Origin of the sequence: Micromonospora reichwaldensis (assembly GCF_031845925.1) — a bacterium.
Classification (GTDB): Bacteria; Actinomycetota; Actinomycetes; order Mycobacteriales; family Micromonosporaceae; genus Micromonospora; species Micromonospora reichwaldensis.
Genome location: NZ_JAVRFL010000007.1, coordinates 26732 through 44563, shown reverse-complemented (window position 1 = coordinate 44563; position 17832 = coordinate 26732). Strand labels below are relative to the sequence as shown.

The following is a 17832-nucleotide window of genomic DNA, read 5'->3' as shown; positions in this document are numbered from 1 at the left end:
CCTCACTCGTGCGGCTCGGGCCCGACCGGCACCGCGGCGAGGAACGCGGCGGCGAATCCGCGGTAGTTCGCGGCCACCGCCGCCACCGCCTGAGGGCGGGCCAGGTCCCCGGCGAGCAGCCCGCGCAGCGCGTCCCACCAGATGCTACGCCCGATAGCGAAGCCGGTGAATCCGGCCGCGGCGGCGTCGGCGAGCCACCCCTCGACCCGCGCCGCCGGCGCGTTGGCGCCGAGCAGGATGCACTCGCCGCCGGCCCCGGCCGCGATCCGGGCCGCGGTGCGGTAGTGCTCCTGCCGGTCGAGGTGCTCCAGCTTCCAGACGTCCACCGGCACCTCGTCGAGCAGCTCGGTCATCGCGCGGTGCACCAGCGCGGGACGCAGTTCCCGCTCGAACCGTCCCAGGTCGCCGCCGACGGCGTCGAGCTGCGCGGGCGTGGGCGGCACGAGCAGCTCGAACAGGAAACGGCCACCGGCATCGCGGACCGTCGCGGACACCTCGGCCAGCCGGGCGCGCTGGACGCGGTTGCCGTCGACGTCGCCCTCGACGTTGTAGCGGACCAGGACCTTGGGCAGTTCGGGCCCGTGGTGCTCCAGGTGGGACCTGAGGTCGGCCGGCTCGGTCTCGTAGATCTCGCAACCGCCGCGTTCGAGCGGCATGCTCACGGTCACCCCGTTGGCGTGCGCCCGCTCGGCCACACCGGGGCCGAGCGTCGCGTCGACGAGGATGCCGGCGTGCGCGGCGAGCCTCGGCTCGTCGGCGAGCGCCGCGAGCAGACCCTCCACCACCATGTGCTTGCCGTCGGCGATCGCCGCGCGTTGGCCACGCGTGGCGGTGCCGGTGTGGCCGTGGAGCGCCTGGGTGAGCCAGGGACGCTGGTCGACCGCGAGGATGAGCAGGTGCTGCGGCTGGTTCATGGGGCGTCCTCCGACACGATGCAGGGTTTGAAGTAGTCGCCGGCGACGAAGCGGGCGAAGGCGTCCGGCAGTTCGGCGAGGGTCACCGGCACCGTCAGCCGGTCCCGCAGCGCGGCGCCGTGGTCGCGCAGCAGGTCCCAGTTCGCCTCGACCTCGCTGGTGGGGAAGTAGAAGGAACGCACCGTGTAGCAGTCGGTGCGCCGCCAACGGGGCGTCGCGGGCATCGTGTAGGGCTCGTCGGACTCGCCGAGGGCGATCACCGCGCCGCCGGGCGCGACCACCCGCTGCGCGGTCTCCCGGGCCGCCGCGGCGCCGCTGACCTCGACCACGAGGTCGTACTGGTTCTCCGCCGCCAGGTCGCCGGCGGCCCGGGCGCCCAGGTCGACGGCCGTGGCCAGGCGACCCTCGTGCGGGTCGAAGGCGTCCACCTCGCCGACGCCGAAGGCGCCCGCCACGGCGACGACCCCGAGGCCCAACGGGCCGGCGCCGATGACCAGCGCCCGGTCGACGCCGTCGGGCTGGGTGCGCTGCCACAGGCGCAGGGCGTGCGCGGCGGTGCCCACGGTGTCCAGACCCAGCACCGCCGTGTCCAGCGGCACGTCGTCGGGCACCGGCAGCAGGCAGCGGGCCGGCACGTCGACGTGCTCGGCGAACCCGCCGTCGCGCTGCCAGCCGATCAGCTCCCGCAGGTGCAGGCACTGGTTGGTGCGGCCGGCGGCGCAGCGCCGGCACGTACCGCAGAAGACCGGGATGTAGACGATGCCGCGGGTCCCGACGGGCACGGTGACGTCCGCGCCGACGTCGACCACGGTGCCGGCGATCTCGTGCCCCGGCACCACGGGCGACCCCGACCGCAGCAGCCGCTTGTCCGAGCCGCAGAGGGCGCAGACGTCGACGCGGACGCGTACCTGCCCGTTCGCGACCGGGCCGAGCGTGGCCCGCTCGAAGTCGATCCGTCCGTCGCCCAGGAAGCGGGCACGGACACTGGTGGTCGTCACTTGACGGCACCTCCGGTGATTCCACGCACCAGCCACCGCTGCGCGAAGATCGTCAGCAGGAGGGCCGGCGCTGAGATGAGCGTGCTCGCGGCCATCAGACCGCCGAAGTCGTTCGATCCCTGGCCGATGAAGTTGAAGGCGATGACCGTCAGCGGCAGCGTCTGGTCGTTGGCGAGCGCCAGGGCGAACAGGAAGTAGTTCCAGGAGAAGACGAAGCTGAGCGTGAGTGCCACCGAGACGCCGGGCATGGCGAGCGGCAGCACCACCATGCGGAACCGCTGCCAGGTGGAGGCGCCGTCGATGAGCGTCGACTCCTCGATGCTGATCGGGATCTCCTCGAAGAACGGGATCAGCAGCCAGATGCACAGCGGCAGGGTGACGATCAGGTGCGCCACGATGAGCAGCGCGTAGTTGAGCCCGGTGTTCGACGGGGCGTCGATGCGGATGGAGAGCACGAACAGCGGCAGCACGAACAGCACGCCGGGTGCCATCCGGGCGAGCAGCGTCACGAAGCCCAGCGTGTTCAGTTGCCGCCGGACGATCACGTACGCGGCCGGTGCGCCCAGCACCAGGCCGAGCAGGGTGGAGCCGCCGGCCACGATGAAGCTGTTGGCGATGTAGCGGCCGAACTCGAACCGCTCGAACAGGTTGGTGAAGTTCTCCAGCGTCAGCGGCGAGCCCACGTCGAACAGGGAGCCGGTGATGTCGACGTTGCGCCGCAGCGACGACCAGAGCATGAACAGCACCGGGCCGAAGAAGACCACGGCGAACAGGACGTACGCGGTGTAGACGCCGACCAGCCGCTTGCCCGCGCTCATTTCGCGGCCCTCCTTCGGACCAGGGTGAAGACGGTGGCGATCAGCACGACGAGCACCAGCAGGGCGATCTGCAGGGCGGCGGCGTAGCTGGGCGCCTGGTTGATGAACGCCTCGTTGTAGCCGTACACGTTGAGGGTGTTCGTCGAGTCGACCGGCCCGCCCTGGGTCATGATGTAGATGGTGTCGAAGAAGCGGACCAGGTCGACGGTGCGCAGCAGCATCGCGACGATGAGCACCGGCCGCAGCAGGGGCAGACCGATGTTCCACGCGGTACGCCAGCCGCTCGCCCCGTCGATGGCCGCCGCCTCGAACGGCTCCTCCGGCAACGACCGGATGCCGGCGGAGATGATCAGCGCCATGAACGGCGTCCACTGCCAGATGTCCACGAGCGCGATGGACCAGGGCGCGATGGACGGGTCACCGAGCCAGACCACGGGGTCGATCCCGACGACGGCCAGCAGCTCGTTGGCCGCCCCCAGCGACGGATCCATGATCAGCAGCCAGAGCAGGCCGACCGCCACCGACGCGGTGATCGCCGGGATGAGCATCATGCCCTGGAAGACGCGCCGACCCGGCACGTCCAGGCTCATCACGTAGCCGAGCGCGAGTCCCAGCACGGTCTCCACGGCGAGGCACACCACGAAGAGGAAGAGCGTGACCTTCAGGGAGTTGTAGAACGCCGGGTTGGCGAACATCTGGGCGTAGTTGTCGAACCCGAGGAAGCCCGTGTTCGTGCCGTCGGACTGCCGGTCGGTCACCGACAGCCAGACGGTGTACGCGATCGGCAGCAGGACCAGCAGGGCGGTGACCACGGCGGCCGGCACCACGAAGGGCCAGATCCCCCGGGCGGTCGGATGCACCGTCCTTCTCGGCCGGCGCCCCGCCCCCCGCCCCGCCGTGCTGGCGGGGCGGGGGCCGGTCGGGCGTGTCGTCGTCGTGTCGGTGCTCATGAGGCTCCTACTCGCTGTTCTTCGCCAGCAGCGGGGTGAGGCCGTCCTGGATCTGCTTGGCCGCGTCCTCGGCGCTCGCCCGGCCGAGGATCACGGTGCCGACCGCGTCGCCGATGACCTTGCGCATCTCGGGGGCCGCGACACCCACCGGCCCGACCTCGGTGTCACCGTCGGTCTGCGCCTTCGTCAGCGCCGCGTTCCACTGCTTGAGCGTCTCGGTGTTGAGGGTGGCGGTGTAGGCGGGGTCCTGGCTGACCGAGGTGCGCGGCGGGGCGATGCCGGACTTGGTGAGCTCCAGCTGCGTCTTCGCGCTGGTGGCCCACTGCACGAACTTCCACGCCGCGTCCTTGTTCTTCGAGAACGAGGAGACCGACAGGCCCCAGGACAGCACGGTGGTCTTGGAACCGGCGGCGCCGGCCGGGAAGTCGAGGACGCCGATCTTGTCCGCGATCTTGGAGGTCTTGGGGTCGACGATGCTGCTGACCTCGTTGCTCGACTCCAGCTCCATGGCGGCGTTGCCGGCGGCGAACAGGGCCGAGGACTGGGTGAAGGTGTTGTTCACGACGCCGGGCGGACCGTACTCGCGGGCCAGGGTGGCGTAGCGGTCGATCGCCTCGATCGCCTTCGGGTCGTCGAAGTTGGGCGTGCCGTCGGGCTTGGTCCAGCTCACGCCCTGCGAGTGCAGGAACGGGCCGAAGGTGAACGGCAGCGCCGCGGACTGTCCGCGCAACGCGATCGGGGTGACGCTGCCGCCGGACTTCTGCTTGATCGTCTCGGCGGCGGTGGTCAGCTCGTCGAGCGTCTTCGGCGGCGTGACGCCGTACTTGTCGAACAGGTCGGTGCGGTAGTACAGCACCACGCCCTCGACGTTGATCGGCGCGGCGATCAGCTTGTCGTCCACGGTCATGCCGGCCCGTACGGCGGCCGGGAAGTCGTCGACGTCGTAGTCCGCCCCCGCCTTGGCGACGTGGTCGTCCAGCGGCTCGTAGTAGTTGGACTTGGCGAACTGGGGACCCTCGCGGGAGGGCAGGGTCATGAACACGTCCATCGAGGCACTGCGCGACTGGAGGTTGAGCTGCACCTTGTCGCGCATCTGCTGCTCGGCGAACGTCTGGACCTTCACCGTGACGCCCGACTCCTTCTCGAAGTCGTCGATCAGCGGCTCGATCGCCCGCTGCCAGGGGTGGTTCGACATGATCAGGTTGATCTCGTTGGCGGAGCCGGCGGAGTCCGAGCCGCAGCCGGCGGTGAGTCCGCCGACCAGGGCCAGGGCGAGCGCCGCGCTCAGGTACCTGTGCCGCATGTGCCTGCCTTTCGATGGAGGGGTCACTCAGGCGATGAGAGGGGTCAGCCAGTCGTGGAAGTCGCCGAGGTCGGCGGGGTCGGTCGTACGCCACGGCGCGGGTACCGGTCGGGTGCGGCCGGCCACCTCCGCCAGTGGCACCGGGTCGTACCCGGCGGTGTAGGGCCCGGTGCCGACGCGGTGCAGGCCGACCATGAGTCCGCTGCGCCCGTCCGCGAGCAGCCGCGCGGCGTGCCGTCCGGCCTCGGTCGCCTCCCGGCGGTCGACGTCGCCGGCCAGGGCGCCGGCCGAGCGCTGCACCATGCCGAGGACCTCGCCGCGGGCGGCGACCCCGAGTTCGGCGGTGACCAGCGCGGCGAGCCGGCGGGACACCCCGCCCAGCAGGATCCGGGTGTGGTTGGCCGCCTCGAAGGGCTCGTCGGTCAGCTCGCGGGCGGCCCCCTCGCTGGTCACCACGAACGCGCGGCCGTGCGCGTGCAGGGCGTCGTCGACCTGGCGCAGGAAGTCCGCCCGGTCGAACGGCACCTCCGGCAGCAGGACGAGGTGCGGTGCGTGCGCCGGGTCCTCCCGGTGCCACGTCGCGGCCAGCGCCAGCCAGCCCACCGACCGGCCCAGGGTCTCCACGACGCGTACCGGCTCGATCGCCCGCATGGCCGCGTGGTCGCGGGCGAGGTCGGGCACGACCCGGGTCAGGTAGCGCGCGGCGGAGCCGAATCCGGGGCAGTGGTCGACGCCGACCAGGTCGTTGTCGACGGTCTTGGGGATGCCGGCGGTGCACAGCGGCAACCCGGCCTGCTCGGCGCGTTCGGTGAGGGCCCGCAGCAGCGCCATCGTGCCGTTGCCGCCGATCAGCGCGACCCCGTCGACGCGGTGCTCGGCGAGCGTCGCGACCGCCGCGTCGAGGTCGTCGCCGGTGACCGCCCGGCGGCCGGCGCCGAGCCAGGACCCGCCGCGGTGGGTCCAGGCGGGCGGGACGTCGGCGAGGGTGACCGGGGTGAGCCGGCCGTCGACGAGACCGTCGGGGCCCCCGCGCAGGGCGAGGACCTCGTGGCCCTCGGCGGCCTCCAGAAAGCCGCGCAGGCTCGCGTTGACGACGGCGGTCGGCGCGCCGGTCTGGCCGATGAGCAGGCGCATGACGCTCAGGCCCCCGCCGGGCGGGAGGCGACGCTGAGGTGGGTCTGGAACGCCTCCAGGCCCGGCCGGCCGCCCTCGTAGCCGACGCCCGAGTCACCGAGCCCGCCGAACGGCACCCATGGCGTGTTCGGCGTGCCCGTGTTGATCCCGACGATGCCGGCGCGCAGCCGGTCGGCGACCGCCCGCGCGGCGTCCAGGTCGGTGCCGCACACGTAGCCGGCGAGCCCGTAGCCCGTGGCGTGGTGCACCGCCAACGCCGCGTCGAGGTCGTCGTAGACGTGCACCGGCGCGACCGGTCCGAAGATCTCACCGGTCATGGCGTGGCTGTCCACGGGCGCGTCGAGCAGCACCGTCGGGGCGGCGTAGTGCCCGGCGGACGGTGCCGCGCCGTGCGGCGCGACGGCACGGGCGCCCCGGGCGACGGCCTCGTCGACCAGACCGGCCATGCGCGCCGGGTCGCCGGCCGGGGCGAGCGGGCCGATGTCGGTGCCGGGGTCCCGGGGATCGCCGACGCGCAGGGCGCGGGTGGCCTCGACGAACGCCTCGACGAACTCCCCGGCCACCTCCCGGGCGACCAGGATCTGGTTCGCCGCGATGCAGGACTGGCCGTTGTTGCGGTACTTGGCGACCATCAGGGTCTGCGCCGCGGCCTGCGGATCGGCGTCCGGGAGGACGACGAACGGCGCGCAGCCACCCAACTCCATCACCGTACGCAGGAACCGCGGCGCCGCCTCGGTGGCCACCAGGCGACCGACCCGGGTCGACCCGGTGAAGGAGACCGCCCGCACCGCCGGCGCCGCGAGCCACGGGGAGACGACGTCGGCCGGGGTGCCGAGGACGGTGCCGAGGACCCCGTCGGGCAGGTGCCGCTCGCACACCGCGGCGAGCACCATCGACGACAGCGGAGCCAGTTCCGAGGGCTTGAACAGCACCGGGCAGCCGGCGGCGAGCGCGGGTGCGATCTTCCGGGCGGGAATGGAGACCGGGAAGTTCCACGGGGTGAGTACGGCCGCGACCCCGACCGGCCGGGCCGAGACCCGGTGCTCGTGCTGCGGCACCACCGTCAGCCGCTGCTCCTCCTGCCGCTCGACGAGGTCGGCCATGACCCGGAAGTAGGTCACGGTCAGCCCCAGCTCGGCGGTGGACTCGGCGAGCCGCTTGCCGGTCTCCCGGGTGATCAGCCCGGCCCAGTCCGGACGGGTCGCCAGGGCCTCGATGTCGTCGGCGATGGCCCGCAGGGCCGCGGCGCGCACCGCCACCGGGGTGGTCGCCCAGGTCGGCAGCGCGTCGGTGGCGGCGGTGAGCGCGCGGGCGGCGTCGGCCGAGCCGCCGGTGCCGACCTCGGCGAAGGCCGTCCCGGTGGACGGGTCGACGACGGGCAGGGTGGGCGCCCCCGTGACGGCGCCCGGGACCGCCCGGCCGCCGATGCGCACCGCGCTCGGGGTTGCCAGGACCTCGTCGACGATCGGGGAATCGGTCACGACAGCTGCTCCTCGTACGGGTCGAGCTGGTCCGGATCGAGGTCGATACCGAGACCGGGGCGGTGGGGCACGGTGACCGTGCCGTGGGTGGTCAGGAACTCGTCGGCGGCCCGGCGCAGCGGATTGGACCGGACGTCCCACTCGACGAGGGACGTCGCCGGGCTGCTGGCGGCCACCTGCACGGTCGCGGCGGTCGCGATCGCGCCGTTGTAGAGATGCGGGTTGACGGTCTTGCCGGCGGCCTCGGCGGCCCGGAGCACCGTCAGGTACTCGCTGATCCCACCGACCTTGGTGAGGTCCGGTTGCACGATGGTGACCCCGCTGCCCCGCAGGTACGGGGTGAAGGCCGCGGCGCCGTAGAGGTTCTCGCCGGTGGCCAGGGGCATGCCGGTGCGGGCGCCGAGCTCGTCGAGTTCCTCCGGGCGGTCGCCGGCGAGTGGCTCCTCGACCCAGGCGACACCCAGGTCGGCCAGCGCCGGCAGCATCCGCAGCGCCTCGGGCAGCGACCACGCCTGGTTGGCGTCGGCGAAGATCTGCGCCCCGTCGCCGAGGACGCGCCGCGTGGTGCGGACGTTGTCCAGGTCCCGGTCCCGGCCGAAGCCCACCTTGACCTTCACGGCGGTAAGCCCCAGGGCCCCGCAGTGCGCTGCGGTCTCGGCGACCCCGGCGGGGCCGAGGCTGGAGCCGTAGACGGGCAGCTCGGTGCGGGGGTGCGTGGTGAGCAGCGACGCCAGGCTCCGCCCGGCGTGCCGGGCGGCCAGGTCCCACAGCGCGATGTCGACCGCGCTCACCGCCTGGTGGATCGGGCCGGGCGCACCCCACTGGCGGCCCAGCGGACCCAGCTTCGCCATCAGCGCCCGCTGCGCGTCGGCGGGGTCGGCCGGCCGCGTGCCGCGCAGCAGCGGCGCCACGCCCTCCCTGATCGTGGCGACGCGCTCGCGCCAGGCCCAGGACGGGTAGTTGGCCCAGCTCTCGCCGACGCCGACCGAGCCGTCGGCCAGTTCGACCTCGACCAGCACCATCACCCGGTGGGTCAGGGGGGCGAAGGACATCGCGATCTGCTCGGCGGGCCGGGCGCGGAACACCCGGCACCGCACGTCGGCGACGGGGACGTCGGGCAGCCGCACGGCGCCCACCGAGGGGCCGGCCTTCCCGGCCGGCGGGCCGGCCTGGTCGGCCGCGTCCGGGGCGTGCCGCAGATCTCCGCTGAGTCCCATGAGGCCTCTCTCACACTTGTGAAGAACTGCATGCAGTTCTAGCCGGCGTTCATCGGCCCGTCAAGGGCTGGAAACAAACTGGGGCGTCCTGGTGGCCGGCGGTGGCGGGCGAAAAAGGACGACGCGCCCCGCAACGGGACGCGTCGCCGCGCGGTGGTGCTGGTGGGCTGCCTGGACCGCCGGGCCCGCCGCGGGGCTACGTCGACGGCAGGGCCCGGAGCAGGGCTACGCGGACGGCAGGGCCCGCTGTGGGGCTGCGTGAGCGGCAGGGCCCGCCGCGGGCTGCCGGGACGGCCGGAGCCCGCCGCCGGGGCGTTGTGGCACCCGGTGCCGCCCGCCGGATCGGCGGCCGGTGGCGGAGCGGGCCGGGGAGGTCAGGCGGTGATGACGCGGATGCCGTTGCGCCGCACCGTCGTCGCGACCGCCTCGGGCAGCGGCGCGTCGACCACCACGGTGTCGATCCGGTCGAGCCCGCAGACCTGCACCGGGGCGGTGGCGGTCAGCTTGCTCGCGTCGACCACCAGGACGATCTCGTCGGCGATCTCCATCAGGGCGTGCTTGGCGCTGAGCTCGATCTCCGAGCGCACGTAGACCCCGCGCTCGTCGACGGCGCCGGCGCCGAGGAAGAGCATCCGGATCCGCAGGCGGCGGGTCAGGTCCAGGGCCGCGAAGCCGACCAGCGCCTGGTTGTCGTGCAGCAGCTCGCCGCCGATCCCGATGACGCGGGCGCGCGGACGCGACAGCATGTGCCCCAGCACCGGCACCGAGTGGGTGACCACGCATCCCTCGAACTCGGCGGGCAGGGCGTGGGCCACCTCGGCGGCGGTGGTCCCGCTGTCGATGCCGATGGTGTCGCCGGGCTGCACCAGGGCGGCGGCGGCCGCCCCGATCGCGAGTTTGGCCTGCGTGTGGGTCTGCGCCCGGGAGGCGAAGCCGGGGCCGGCCACGCCGCCCGGCGGCAGGCTGACCCCGCCGTGCACGAGGGTCACCTCGTGGGACTCGGCGAGCTGGCGCAGGTCGCGGCGCACGGTCATCTGCGAGACGCCGAGCTGGGCGCTGAGTTCCGCCACGGAGAGGAAGCCCGCCCGCCGCAGCGCGGCCATGATCTGCGTGCGGCGCCGGGGGGCGCTCTCGTAACGGGACGTCTGCACGCTCACGCCGGGCCCTCCTGCCGGATGTCACCCCACGGGGCTCGTGGAGAGTTTAGAGCAACCGAGGGATGTTATTTTTCTACCATCCGATGGTACGTTGCCAACGTCCTTTGGTAATCCTGGGAGGTACCCCATGACCGTCGCCACCGTGTCGCCCACCGTCCTGGCCCGCCCCTCCGGCGGCTACGCCATGCTCGCCGTCGACCAGCGGGAGGCCCTGCGGGCGATGTTCGCCGCCCACCAGAGCCAGCCGGTGACCGACGAGCAGATCACCGCCTTCAAGGTCGCGGCGGCCCGCGCGCTGAGCCCGTACGCCTCGGCGATCCTCGTCGACAAGCAGTTCGGCTGGGACGCCGTCATCGCCCAGGAGGCCGTCGCCGCCGAGTGCGCCCTGATCGCCGCCGCCGACCGCTTCACCGCCAGCGCCACCGAGTTCGTCGCCGACGTCGCCATCGACGACGACGTCGACCCCGCCGCCGTACGCGCCCAGGGCGCCAAGGCGCTCAAGCTGCTCGTGCTCTGGCGCCCCGACGAGGACCCCGCCCCCCGGATCGCCCTGGTGACGGACTTCGTGCGGCGGTGCCGCGAGAACGGACTCGTCAGCATCATCGAGCCGGTGTCCCGTGCCCCCCGCCAGGGCGGCGCCTTCGACCACGACGCCGGGATCCTCGCCGCCGCCAGGGAACTCGGCTCGCTCGGCGCCGACCTCTACAAGGCCGAGGTCCCCACCGCCGGGCAGGGCACCCCGGCGGAGATCGTCGCCGGCTGCTCCCGGCTGAGCGAGTCCATCGCCGGACCCTGGGTGGTGCTGTCGTCGGGCGTACCCGCCGAACTCTTCCCCGACGCCGTCCGCCTCGCCTGCCAGGCCGGGGCGTCGGGCTTCCTGGCGGGCCGGGCGATCTGGGCGTCGGTCGTCGGCAGCCCGACGATGGCCGACGACCTGCGGACCATCTCCGTGGATCGGCTGCGCCGCCTCTGCGACGTGGTTGACGACGCCGTGTCCCGCTGACGGTGGCCCTCCTCGGCGCCGCCCTCGCGGTGGTGGCGGTCGCCCTCGGGGCGGCCATGCAGCGGGTCACCGGGCTCGGCTTCGCGCTGGTCGCGGCGCCGTTCCTGGTCATCATCCTCGGCCCGTTCACCGGTGTCGTGCTGGCGAACCTGCTCTCCGCCGCGATCAACCTCGTCGTCCTGGCCTCGACCTTCCGGGCGCTGCACCGCAGGTTGGCCGTGGAGATGATCGTCGGCGTCGTGGTCGCCGTCCCCCTCGGCGCCTGGGTGGTGGCGTCCCTGCCCGGTCCGCTGCTGCTCATCGGCGTCGGCTCGATCACGGCGATCTCCGTCGCCTGGGTCGCCCGGGGCAACCCGCTGCGCTTCCTCCGTGGCCGGGCCGGGCCGGTGCTGTCGGGCTTCACCTCGGGCTTCTTCAACACCACCGCGGGCACCGGCGGGCCGCCCCTGGCCGTCTACGCGGTGAGCACCGACTGGGGCCAGCGCAGCTTCGTGCCGACCGTGCAGGTCGTCGGCCTGGTCACCAACGTGCTGTCGCTGGCCGCCAAGGGCACGCCGGCGCTGTCCTGGCCCCTGCTGCTGGCCTGCGGCGTGGCGATGACCGTCGGCATCGCCGGAGGTCAGGTGCTGTCCCGCTGGCTGCCGGAGGAGCGGGCCCGAGGATCGGTCATCGGGCTGGCCTTGATCGGCAGCATCATCGCCGTCGGAAAGGGAGTGAGCGCCCTGTGGTAGTCGACACGGACGACGGGACCTCCTCGCGGACGCCCGGGCGACGCCGGTGGCCCGGGCGCGTCTTCGACCGGGGCGTCGATCCCGACCCCCGGTTCAGCCTCGCCAACGAGCGCACCTTCCTGGCCTGGATCCGTACGTCGCTGGCGCTCTTCGCGGCCGGGATCGCCCTGGAGGCGTTGGCCCTGCCCATCGCGCCCGGGCTGCGCCGCGCCGCGGCCGTCGTGCTGATCGTGCTCGGCGCCGCGGCCCCGGTGCAGGCGTGGATCGGCTGGCTGCGTACGGAGGCGGCGCTGCGCCTCGGTCGGAGCCTGCCGCCACCCGCGCTGGCGATGCCGCTCGGCCTGGGCCTGGTCCTGGCGGCCGGACTGATCCTGGTCGGCCTCGTCCGGTGAGCCGTGCCGCCGCACCCCGCGACGGGGACCGCCCGGCGTCGGCGGGTCCACCCGGGACGCCCCCTCGCCTGGACGGCGACCCCGGCCTGCAACTGGAGCGGACCATGCTGGCCTGGCGGCGCACGGCGGCGGCGTTCCTGGTGGCCGGTGCCGTCGGCGCGCGGCTGCTCACCCCGCTGCTCGGCGGCTGGGCCTATCCGGCCGTGGCGGCACCGGCGCTGTGCGTGGGCGCGCTCGCCCTCGCCAGGTGCGTCCCGCCGCGTCGCACCACGTCGCCCCCGGTCCCCGCGACCGTCGTCCCGCGGGCCGGCTGGATGGCCGGCGTCGCGGGGCTCACCTGCCTGCTCGGGCTCGCCGCGGCGGCGGCCGTGCTGACCGCCGCGACACCGTCGTCGATCCCGTGACCGTGCGAGGCCGGTGACGGCGCCGTCGCGACTCCGGTACGTGTGGCCCCCGCAGCCTCGCCTCGGCGGCGGGGCGTGGGAGCGGTAGGCTGTCCGAAGCGGGTATGCGACGGCCGATGACGCGCCCCGACCACCCGCGTTCCCGCCCGGCCCGCAGCTGCCAGTGAAGACGTTGCGCGCCGCCCTGTGAAATCTTGGAGTACGTCTTGGCAGACCTGACGCCGCCCGCCCTGAATCCCTTCGAGTCAGAGGGAGACAGGGACACCGACCGCGAACGCGGGCAATCGGTGGACGTGAGCGCGGCCGCGATGACCCGCATGCGCACCCCGTTCGTCTCGGCGGACGGCGACCACGGCACCGCTCACGAGAGGCGGGCGTCGCGTTCCTGACGCGCCGATCCGGAGCCTTCGAGGGCGACGACCCGGCCTGATCCGCCACGGCGGTGGCGTCCGGCCCCCGGCCGACCGTCCACCGACGGTCCAACCGGTTCGCGAGGCGGGGCCGGACTGGGCAGACTGGGGCGATGCCCGCCGCTGAGTCGCCCGCCCGCCGCCGTCGTACCCAGGCACTGGTCGCGGTGGTCGCCGCGCTCGCCGTGGCGGTCGCGCTCGGCGCCTGGTCGCTGCGGGGCCGGGTCGCCGGTGGACGCGACCTGCCGGAGCAGGGCGTCGGGACCCCCTTCGGGGCCGCCCCGACGGATCGCACCCCCGCCTGCGCCGGTCGACCGGCCGAGGCGCCCCGCGAGCTGCGGGGCATGTGGATCACGACGGTCAACAACATCGACTGGCCGAGCCGGCGGGGGCTGTCGCCCGAGGCGGCGCGGGCGGAGTTCCGGGGCTGGCTGGACCTGGCGGTGCGGCAGCACCACAACGCGGTCTTCGTGCACGTGCGGCCGAGCGGGGACGCGCTCTGGCCGTCGGCGTACGCGCCGTGGTCGGAGTGGCTGACCGGGCGCCGCGACGGCCGCGACCCGGGCTGGGACCCGATGGAGTTCATGGTCGCCGAGGCGCACGCCCGCAACCTGGAGTTCCACGCCTGGTTCAACCCGTACCGGGGCGGGCAGCCGGCGACGGTGGGCGGGCCGGGCCCGAGGCTGGACCGGCTCGCGCCGACGCACCCGCTGCGGCGGCACCCCGACTGGGTGGTGACCTATCCCAGCGCCGACCGGCCCGGCAGCCGCCTCTACTTCAACCCCGGCATCCCCGAGGCGCGCACGTTCGTCGAGGACTCGATGCTGGAGGCGGTCCAGCGGTACGACGTCGACGGGGTGCACTTCGACGACTTCTTCTACCCGTACCCGGAGGCCGGGCAGGACTTCCCGGACGACGCGACGTTCGCCCGGTACGGCCGGGGGGTCGCCGACAAACACGCCTGGCGCCGGGACAACGTGAACACGCTGGTCCGCGAGATGAGCGAGCGGATCAAGGCGATCAAGCCCTGGGTCAAGTTCGGTATCAGCCCGTTCGGCATCTGGCGCAACGAGCGCACCGACCCGGCCGGCTCGGCGACCGCGGGGTTGCAGAGCTACGACGACATCTACGCCGACACCCGACTCTGGGTACGGCGGCAGTGGCTGGACTACGTCGTGCCGCAGCTGTACTGGCACATCGGTTTCGACAAGGCCGACTACGCCACGCTGCTGCCGTGGTGGGCGGCCACGGTGCGGGGCACCCGGGTGCAGCTCTACATCGGCCAGGCCGACTACCGGGTGGGCGAGCGCGGCGCCTGGCGCGACCCGGCCGAACTGGACCGCCAGCTCGCCCTCAACCGCCGGCACGGCGCGAGCGGGAGCGTGCACTTCAGCGCCCGGCAGGTACGCGCCGACAAGCTCGGCGCGGTCAGCCGGTACCGCGCGGCCCACTACGCCGGGCCGGCGCTGGTGCCCGCGATGGCGCAGCTACCGGCGACGCCGCCGGCCGCCCCCACGGTCACCGGCGCGCGGCGCGCGGGCGTCGACGGGGTGACGCTGACCTGGCGCGGGGACGGCGCCGCGAGCTTCGCCGTCTACCGCGTCGACGGCGACACGGCCCGGCTCGTCGGCGCCGCCCGGGGCACCGGCTGGGTCGACCGCACCGCACCGGCCGACCGTCCGCTGTCCTACTGCGTCTCCGGCCTGGACCGCAGCGGCAACGAGGGCCGCCTGAGCGCGCCGATGGCCGTCGCGGCGCCGTAGGAGGGGGGTTGCGGGAACGCCCCGTCGCGCCGGTTACCCTGCGGCGGTGGTGGTCGGCGAGGACGGGGAGCGGCTGGCGGCGTCGCTGGCCGAGCGGCTCGACGCGGTCACCTTCACCGACCTGACCACGGACCAGGTCACCGCCCGGCTGATCGACGCGGTGGTCGGCTGGGCGGGGGAGCAGGGCTGGCGGGTCTACCGGCGGGCGTCCAGCGTGTTGCCGCTGCCGCCGCCGATGTCCGCGCAGCAGTCGGTGCTCGACGTGGCCTGTGCCCGCCCGCACGGACCGCCGGTCGTCGTCGAGGTCGATCACGGTACGCGCCGCCGTACCTGGGAGAAGTTGCTCGCCGAGGCCGACGCGGGGCGGATCCCGCTCTGGGTGCGCTGGGGTGCCGGCCGGTTCACCGCCCCGCCCGCGCCGATCCTGATGGTGGCCTGCGAGGTGAGCGGGCGGCCGGATCCGACCGGCCGGGGCCGGGTGCACAGTCGTTCGCCGCGAGCCGACAAGCTGCCGCCGGCGCATTCGGCCGTGCGGGTCGCGACGGTGGACGCCGTCGAGCTGCCGCTGCCGCCGCCCGGCACCGGGGCCTGAGCCGGACGGCAACGGCCGCCGTACGCCTCGGGGGACCGCCCCGGCGCGTGGCCGCCAGCGGGCGGTCGACGGTGCGACGCCCGGCAGGGGGCAGCACAGAGTGGCCGGAAGGTGCCAGACTGCGATCATGGACGAGACGCCGAGCTTCCTCCGCCCCTTCGTGCTGACACCGACGGCACGCCAGGCCGAGCGGGAGGCGAACCTCGACTGGTACGTACCGGACGGCGCCGGCCCGCACCCCGCCGTGGTCCTCGTCCACGGTGGACCGCTGCCACCCGACCTGCCATCGGGTCCCCGCGACTGGCCGGTCTTCCGCGGCTACGGCTGCCTTCTCGCCGACCTCAATCTCCTGGCCATCACCGTCGAGCACCGGATGGGCGTCGTCGTCGGTCCGCAGGGCCCCGTCACCGACTGCGCGACGGCCGCCCTCGACGTCGCCTCGGCCGTGGAGCGGGTCCGCGCCGACCCGCGCGTCGACGGCGGGCGGATCGCCCTCTGGTTCTTCTCCGGCGGGGGGCTGCTGAGCACGGACTGGCTGCGGGACCGGCCTTCCTGGCTGCGGGCGGTGGCGCTGACGTATCCCATCCTCGCGCCGCTGCCGGGTTGGGGCGTCGACCCGCGCTTCGCGCCGGGCGCGGCGATCGGCGCGGCGGGTGGGCCCGTACCGCCGCTGCTGCTCACCCGGGTCGGCCGGGAACGGGAGGAGATCGCCGGGACGGTCGCGGCGTTCCTGGACGCGGCGGGCGACGCCGGCGCACGGGTGGAGGTGATCGACGTACCGGGCGGGCAGCACGGGTTCGACATGCTGGACCACACCGACGAGTCCCGGCGGGCGGTCGAGCAGGCGGCCGACTGGATCTCGCAGCGACTGGCCCCGTGACGAGGTAGGGGCCGGTGCCCGGATCGGGCTGGGTGCGGATACTCAGCGTCGACCGGTGCGACAGCTCAGGCATCCTTGGTCGGCTGCGCCGAGGATTTCGACATGGCCGAGACGCTGCATCGATACGCTGATCCGTCCTTTCTCACGGCACCGCGCCTGACGGCCGGCGAGCGCTGGCGACGGGCACGTCTGACGATCTCCGGTCGCGTGATCGGGGCTGCGGTGCGGCTCGCCGGCAGCCATCCCGCCGCGTGGCGGTGGTCGGCCCGGCGGCACCACCGGGCACTGGACCTGCTCGCGGCGGCGAACGCGCGCGCCGGTTGCGCGCTCGCCGCGCTGGACGTCCCGGCGTACCGCGCCTTCCTGCGCGCCCGGCCGGCCGGGGCCCGCCGCCGGCTGCGGGACTTCCCGGAGACCGACAAGGTGAGCTACGTCGTGCCGTTCGACGCGGCCCGGCGCTGCCGGGGAGGACGACTGCCGGAGCGGGGCGTGGTGGTCGACGAGTCGGCCGGCTCGTCGGGCCGGCCCTTCAACTGGCCCCGGGGCGAGCGCGAGCTGCGCGCGGTGCACCGCGACATCGTCGGCTACACCAGCCTGGTCTTCCCGATGCGTCGTCCGTTCGTCATCAACGCCTACTCGATGGGCGCGTGGGCGACCGGGACGACGACCGGCGCCGCGATGGCCCGGATCGCGGTGGTCAAGAACACCGGCCCGGACCTCGGCAAGATCGTCGACACGCTGCGCGAGTTCGGCCCGGACTTCGACTACCTGGTGACCGCGTACCCGCCGTTCCTCAAGCACCTGCGCGACCGGCTCGACGCCGAGGGCTTCGACTGGTCGCGCCACCGCATCTTCGCCAGCTGCGGGGGAGAGGCGATGACGGAGGCGCTGCGCGCCTATCTGGAGGAGCGTTTCCTGCGGGTCCGGTCGGCGTACGGCGCCTCGGACCTGACCATCGGCATCGGCGCGGAGACCCGGTTCACCGTGTGGCTGCGGGGGCGCCTGCGTGACGACCCCGAGCTGCGGGCGGCGCTGCTCGGCGCCGACGAGCAGCGGCTGCCGATGGCGTTCCAGTACAACCCGCTGGCCACCTACCTGGAGACCAACGAGCGCCGGGAACTGCTCTGCACGATCACCGGTCCCGACGTCCTGCAGCCACGGCTGCGGTACAACGTCGGCGACGAGGCGCTGCTCGTCGGGTATCGACGGATCCTCGACCTGGTCCGCGGCGACCCGCGGCGCTGGGCCGACTGCCGGGCGGCGCTGGCCAGCGAGCGGATGACCCTGCCGGTGCTGCTGCTGTTCGGCCGGCGCGACTCGACGGTGTCGTACCTGGGCGCCAACCTCTATCCCCAGGACGTGGAGTACGGCCTCTACGCCGACAACCCGTACGCGGCCGAGATCAGCCGGTTCTGCCTGTCGCTGGCCGAGGACGCCGCGCTGGAGACCCGGCCCGTGGTCCACCTGGAACTGCGCCGCCCGCTGTCCGGGTCGGACCGCGAGGCTCTCGCCGCCGCCTGCCGCAGCGGGGTACGCCGGCACCTGGCGGCCGTCTCCCGCGACTTCGCGCAGTCGCTGACCGAGGACCCGACCGCCGGTGACCTCCGCATCGCGCTGCACGAACCGGGCGCCGGCCCGTTCGCCGGACAGCAGAAGATCAAGAACGTCTACCTGAAGGGCTGAGC

The 17832-nt window shown here is 73.9% G+C and carries 17 protein-coding genes; 8 read left to right on the top strand and 9 right to left on the bottom strand.

Annotated features, from left to right (window positions below):
• Positions 1–2: 2 nt before the first annotated feature.
• The 9 genes from RM555_RS07755 to RM555_RS07715 form a co-directional block, all read right to left on the bottom strand.
• A complete protein-coding gene (locus RM555_RS07755; RefSeq protein WP_311411074.1) occupies positions 3–914 on the bottom strand; it encodes a 2-deoxy-5-keto-D-gluconate 6-phosphate aldolase domain-containing protein in 912 nt (303 codons plus the stop codon).
• Entirely contained in the window at positions 911–1912 is a 1002-nt protein-coding gene (locus RM555_RS07750; protein WP_311411073.1) for an alcohol dehydrogenase catalytic domain-containing protein, read from the bottom strand. The genes RM555_RS07755 and RM555_RS07750 overlap by 4 nt, the downstream gene beginning before the upstream one ends.
• Positions 1909–2730, bottom strand: coding sequence for a carbohydrate ABC transporter permease (locus RM555_RS07745; protein ID WP_311411072.1), 822 nt, complete (start codon positions 2728–2730; stop codon positions 1909–1911). Before RM555_RS07745 ends, RM555_RS07750 begins: the two co-directional genes overlap by 4 nt.
• Complete coding sequence (locus tag RM555_RS07740; protein ID WP_311411071.1) at positions 2727–3590, bottom strand: carbohydrate ABC transporter permease; 864 nt, start codon at positions 3588–3590, stop codon at positions 2727–2729. Before RM555_RS07740 ends, RM555_RS07745 begins: the two co-directional genes overlap by 4 nt.
• Before the next feature lie 97 nt (positions 3591–3687).
• Complete coding sequence (locus tag RM555_RS07735) at positions 3688–4983, bottom strand: ABC transporter substrate-binding protein (RefSeq protein ID WP_311411070.1); 1296 nt, start codon at positions 4981–4983, stop codon at positions 3688–3690.
• Positions 4984–5010: 27 nt separating this feature from the next.
• Positions 5011–6117, bottom strand: coding sequence for a diphosphate--fructose-6-phosphate 1-phosphotransferase (locus RM555_RS07730; RefSeq protein WP_311411069.1), 1107 nt, complete (start codon positions 6115–6117; stop codon positions 5011–5013).
• A gap of 5 nt (positions 6118–6122) precedes the next feature.
• Positions 6123–7598 carry an aldehyde dehydrogenase family protein gene (locus RM555_RS07725; protein WP_311411068.1) on the bottom strand — a complete coding sequence of 492 codons (1476 nt, stop codon included), beginning with the start codon at positions 7596–7598 and terminating at the stop codon, positions 6123–6125.
• Positions 7595–8815 (bottom strand): mandelate racemase/muconate lactonizing enzyme family protein, encoded by a 1221-nt coding sequence (locus RM555_RS07720; RefSeq protein WP_311411067.1) that lies wholly within the window; start codon positions 8813–8815, stop codon positions 7595–7597. Before RM555_RS07720 ends, RM555_RS07725 begins: the two co-directional genes overlap by 4 nt.
• Positions 8816–9189: 374 nt before the next feature.
• Positions 9190–9972, bottom strand: coding sequence for a DeoR/GlpR family DNA-binding transcription regulator (locus RM555_RS07715; RefSeq protein WP_311411066.1), 783 nt, complete (start codon positions 9970–9972; stop codon positions 9190–9192).
• 127 nt (positions 9973–10099) lie between these two features.
• Here RM555_RS07715 and RM555_RS07710 point away from each other — a divergent pair, with 127 nt between their 5' ends.
• The 8 genes from RM555_RS07710 (at position 10100) to RM555_RS07675 (ending at position 17830) form a co-directional block, all read left to right on the top strand.
• On the top strand, positions 10100–10975 hold the full coding sequence (locus RM555_RS07710; protein ID WP_311411065.1) for a hypothetical protein: 876 nt from the start codon (positions 10100–10102) through the stop codon (positions 10973–10975).
• A 2-nt stretch (positions 10976–10977) separates the two neighbouring features.
• Complete coding sequence (locus tag RM555_RS07705; RefSeq protein ID WP_311411064.1) at positions 10978–11706, top strand: sulfite exporter TauE/SafE family protein; 729 nt, start codon at positions 10978–10980, stop codon at positions 11704–11706.
• On the top strand, positions 11700–12098 hold the full coding sequence (locus RM555_RS07700) for a YidH family protein (RefSeq protein ID WP_311411063.1): 399 nt from the start codon (positions 11700–11702) through the stop codon (positions 12096–12098). The genes RM555_RS07705 and RM555_RS07700 overlap by 7 nt, the downstream gene beginning before the upstream one ends.
• Entirely contained in the window at positions 12095–12502 is a 408-nt protein-coding gene (locus RM555_RS07695; protein WP_311411062.1) for a DUF202 domain-containing protein, read from the top strand. The genes RM555_RS07700 and RM555_RS07695 overlap by 4 nt, the downstream gene beginning before the upstream one ends.
• Positions 12503–13025: 523 nt before the next feature.
• Positions 13026–14675 carry a glycoside hydrolase family 10 protein gene (locus RM555_RS07690; RefSeq protein WP_311411061.1) on the top strand — a complete coding sequence of 550 codons (1650 nt, stop codon included), beginning with the start codon at positions 13026–13028 and terminating at the stop codon, positions 14673–14675.
• 46 nt (positions 14676–14721) lie between these two features.
• The gene (locus RM555_RS07685) at positions 14722–15267 is read left to right on the top strand and encodes a hypothetical protein (RefSeq protein WP_311411060.1); all 546 of its coding nucleotides are present in this window, start codon (positions 14722–14724) and stop codon (positions 15265–15267) included.
• 127 nt (positions 15268–15394) lie between these two features.
• Positions 15395–16147, top strand: a complete 753-nt coding sequence (locus tag RM555_RS07680; RefSeq protein WP_311411059.1) for an alpha/beta hydrolase — start codon at positions 15395–15397, stop codon at positions 16145–16147.
• A 207-nt stretch (positions 16148–16354) separates the two neighbouring features.
• The gene (locus tag RM555_RS07675) at positions 16355–17830 is read left to right on the top strand and encodes a phenylacetate--CoA ligase family protein (protein ID WP_311411058.1); all 1476 of its coding nucleotides are present in this window, start codon (positions 16355–16357) and stop codon (positions 17828–17830) included.
• Positions 17831–17832 lie beyond the last annotated feature (2 nt).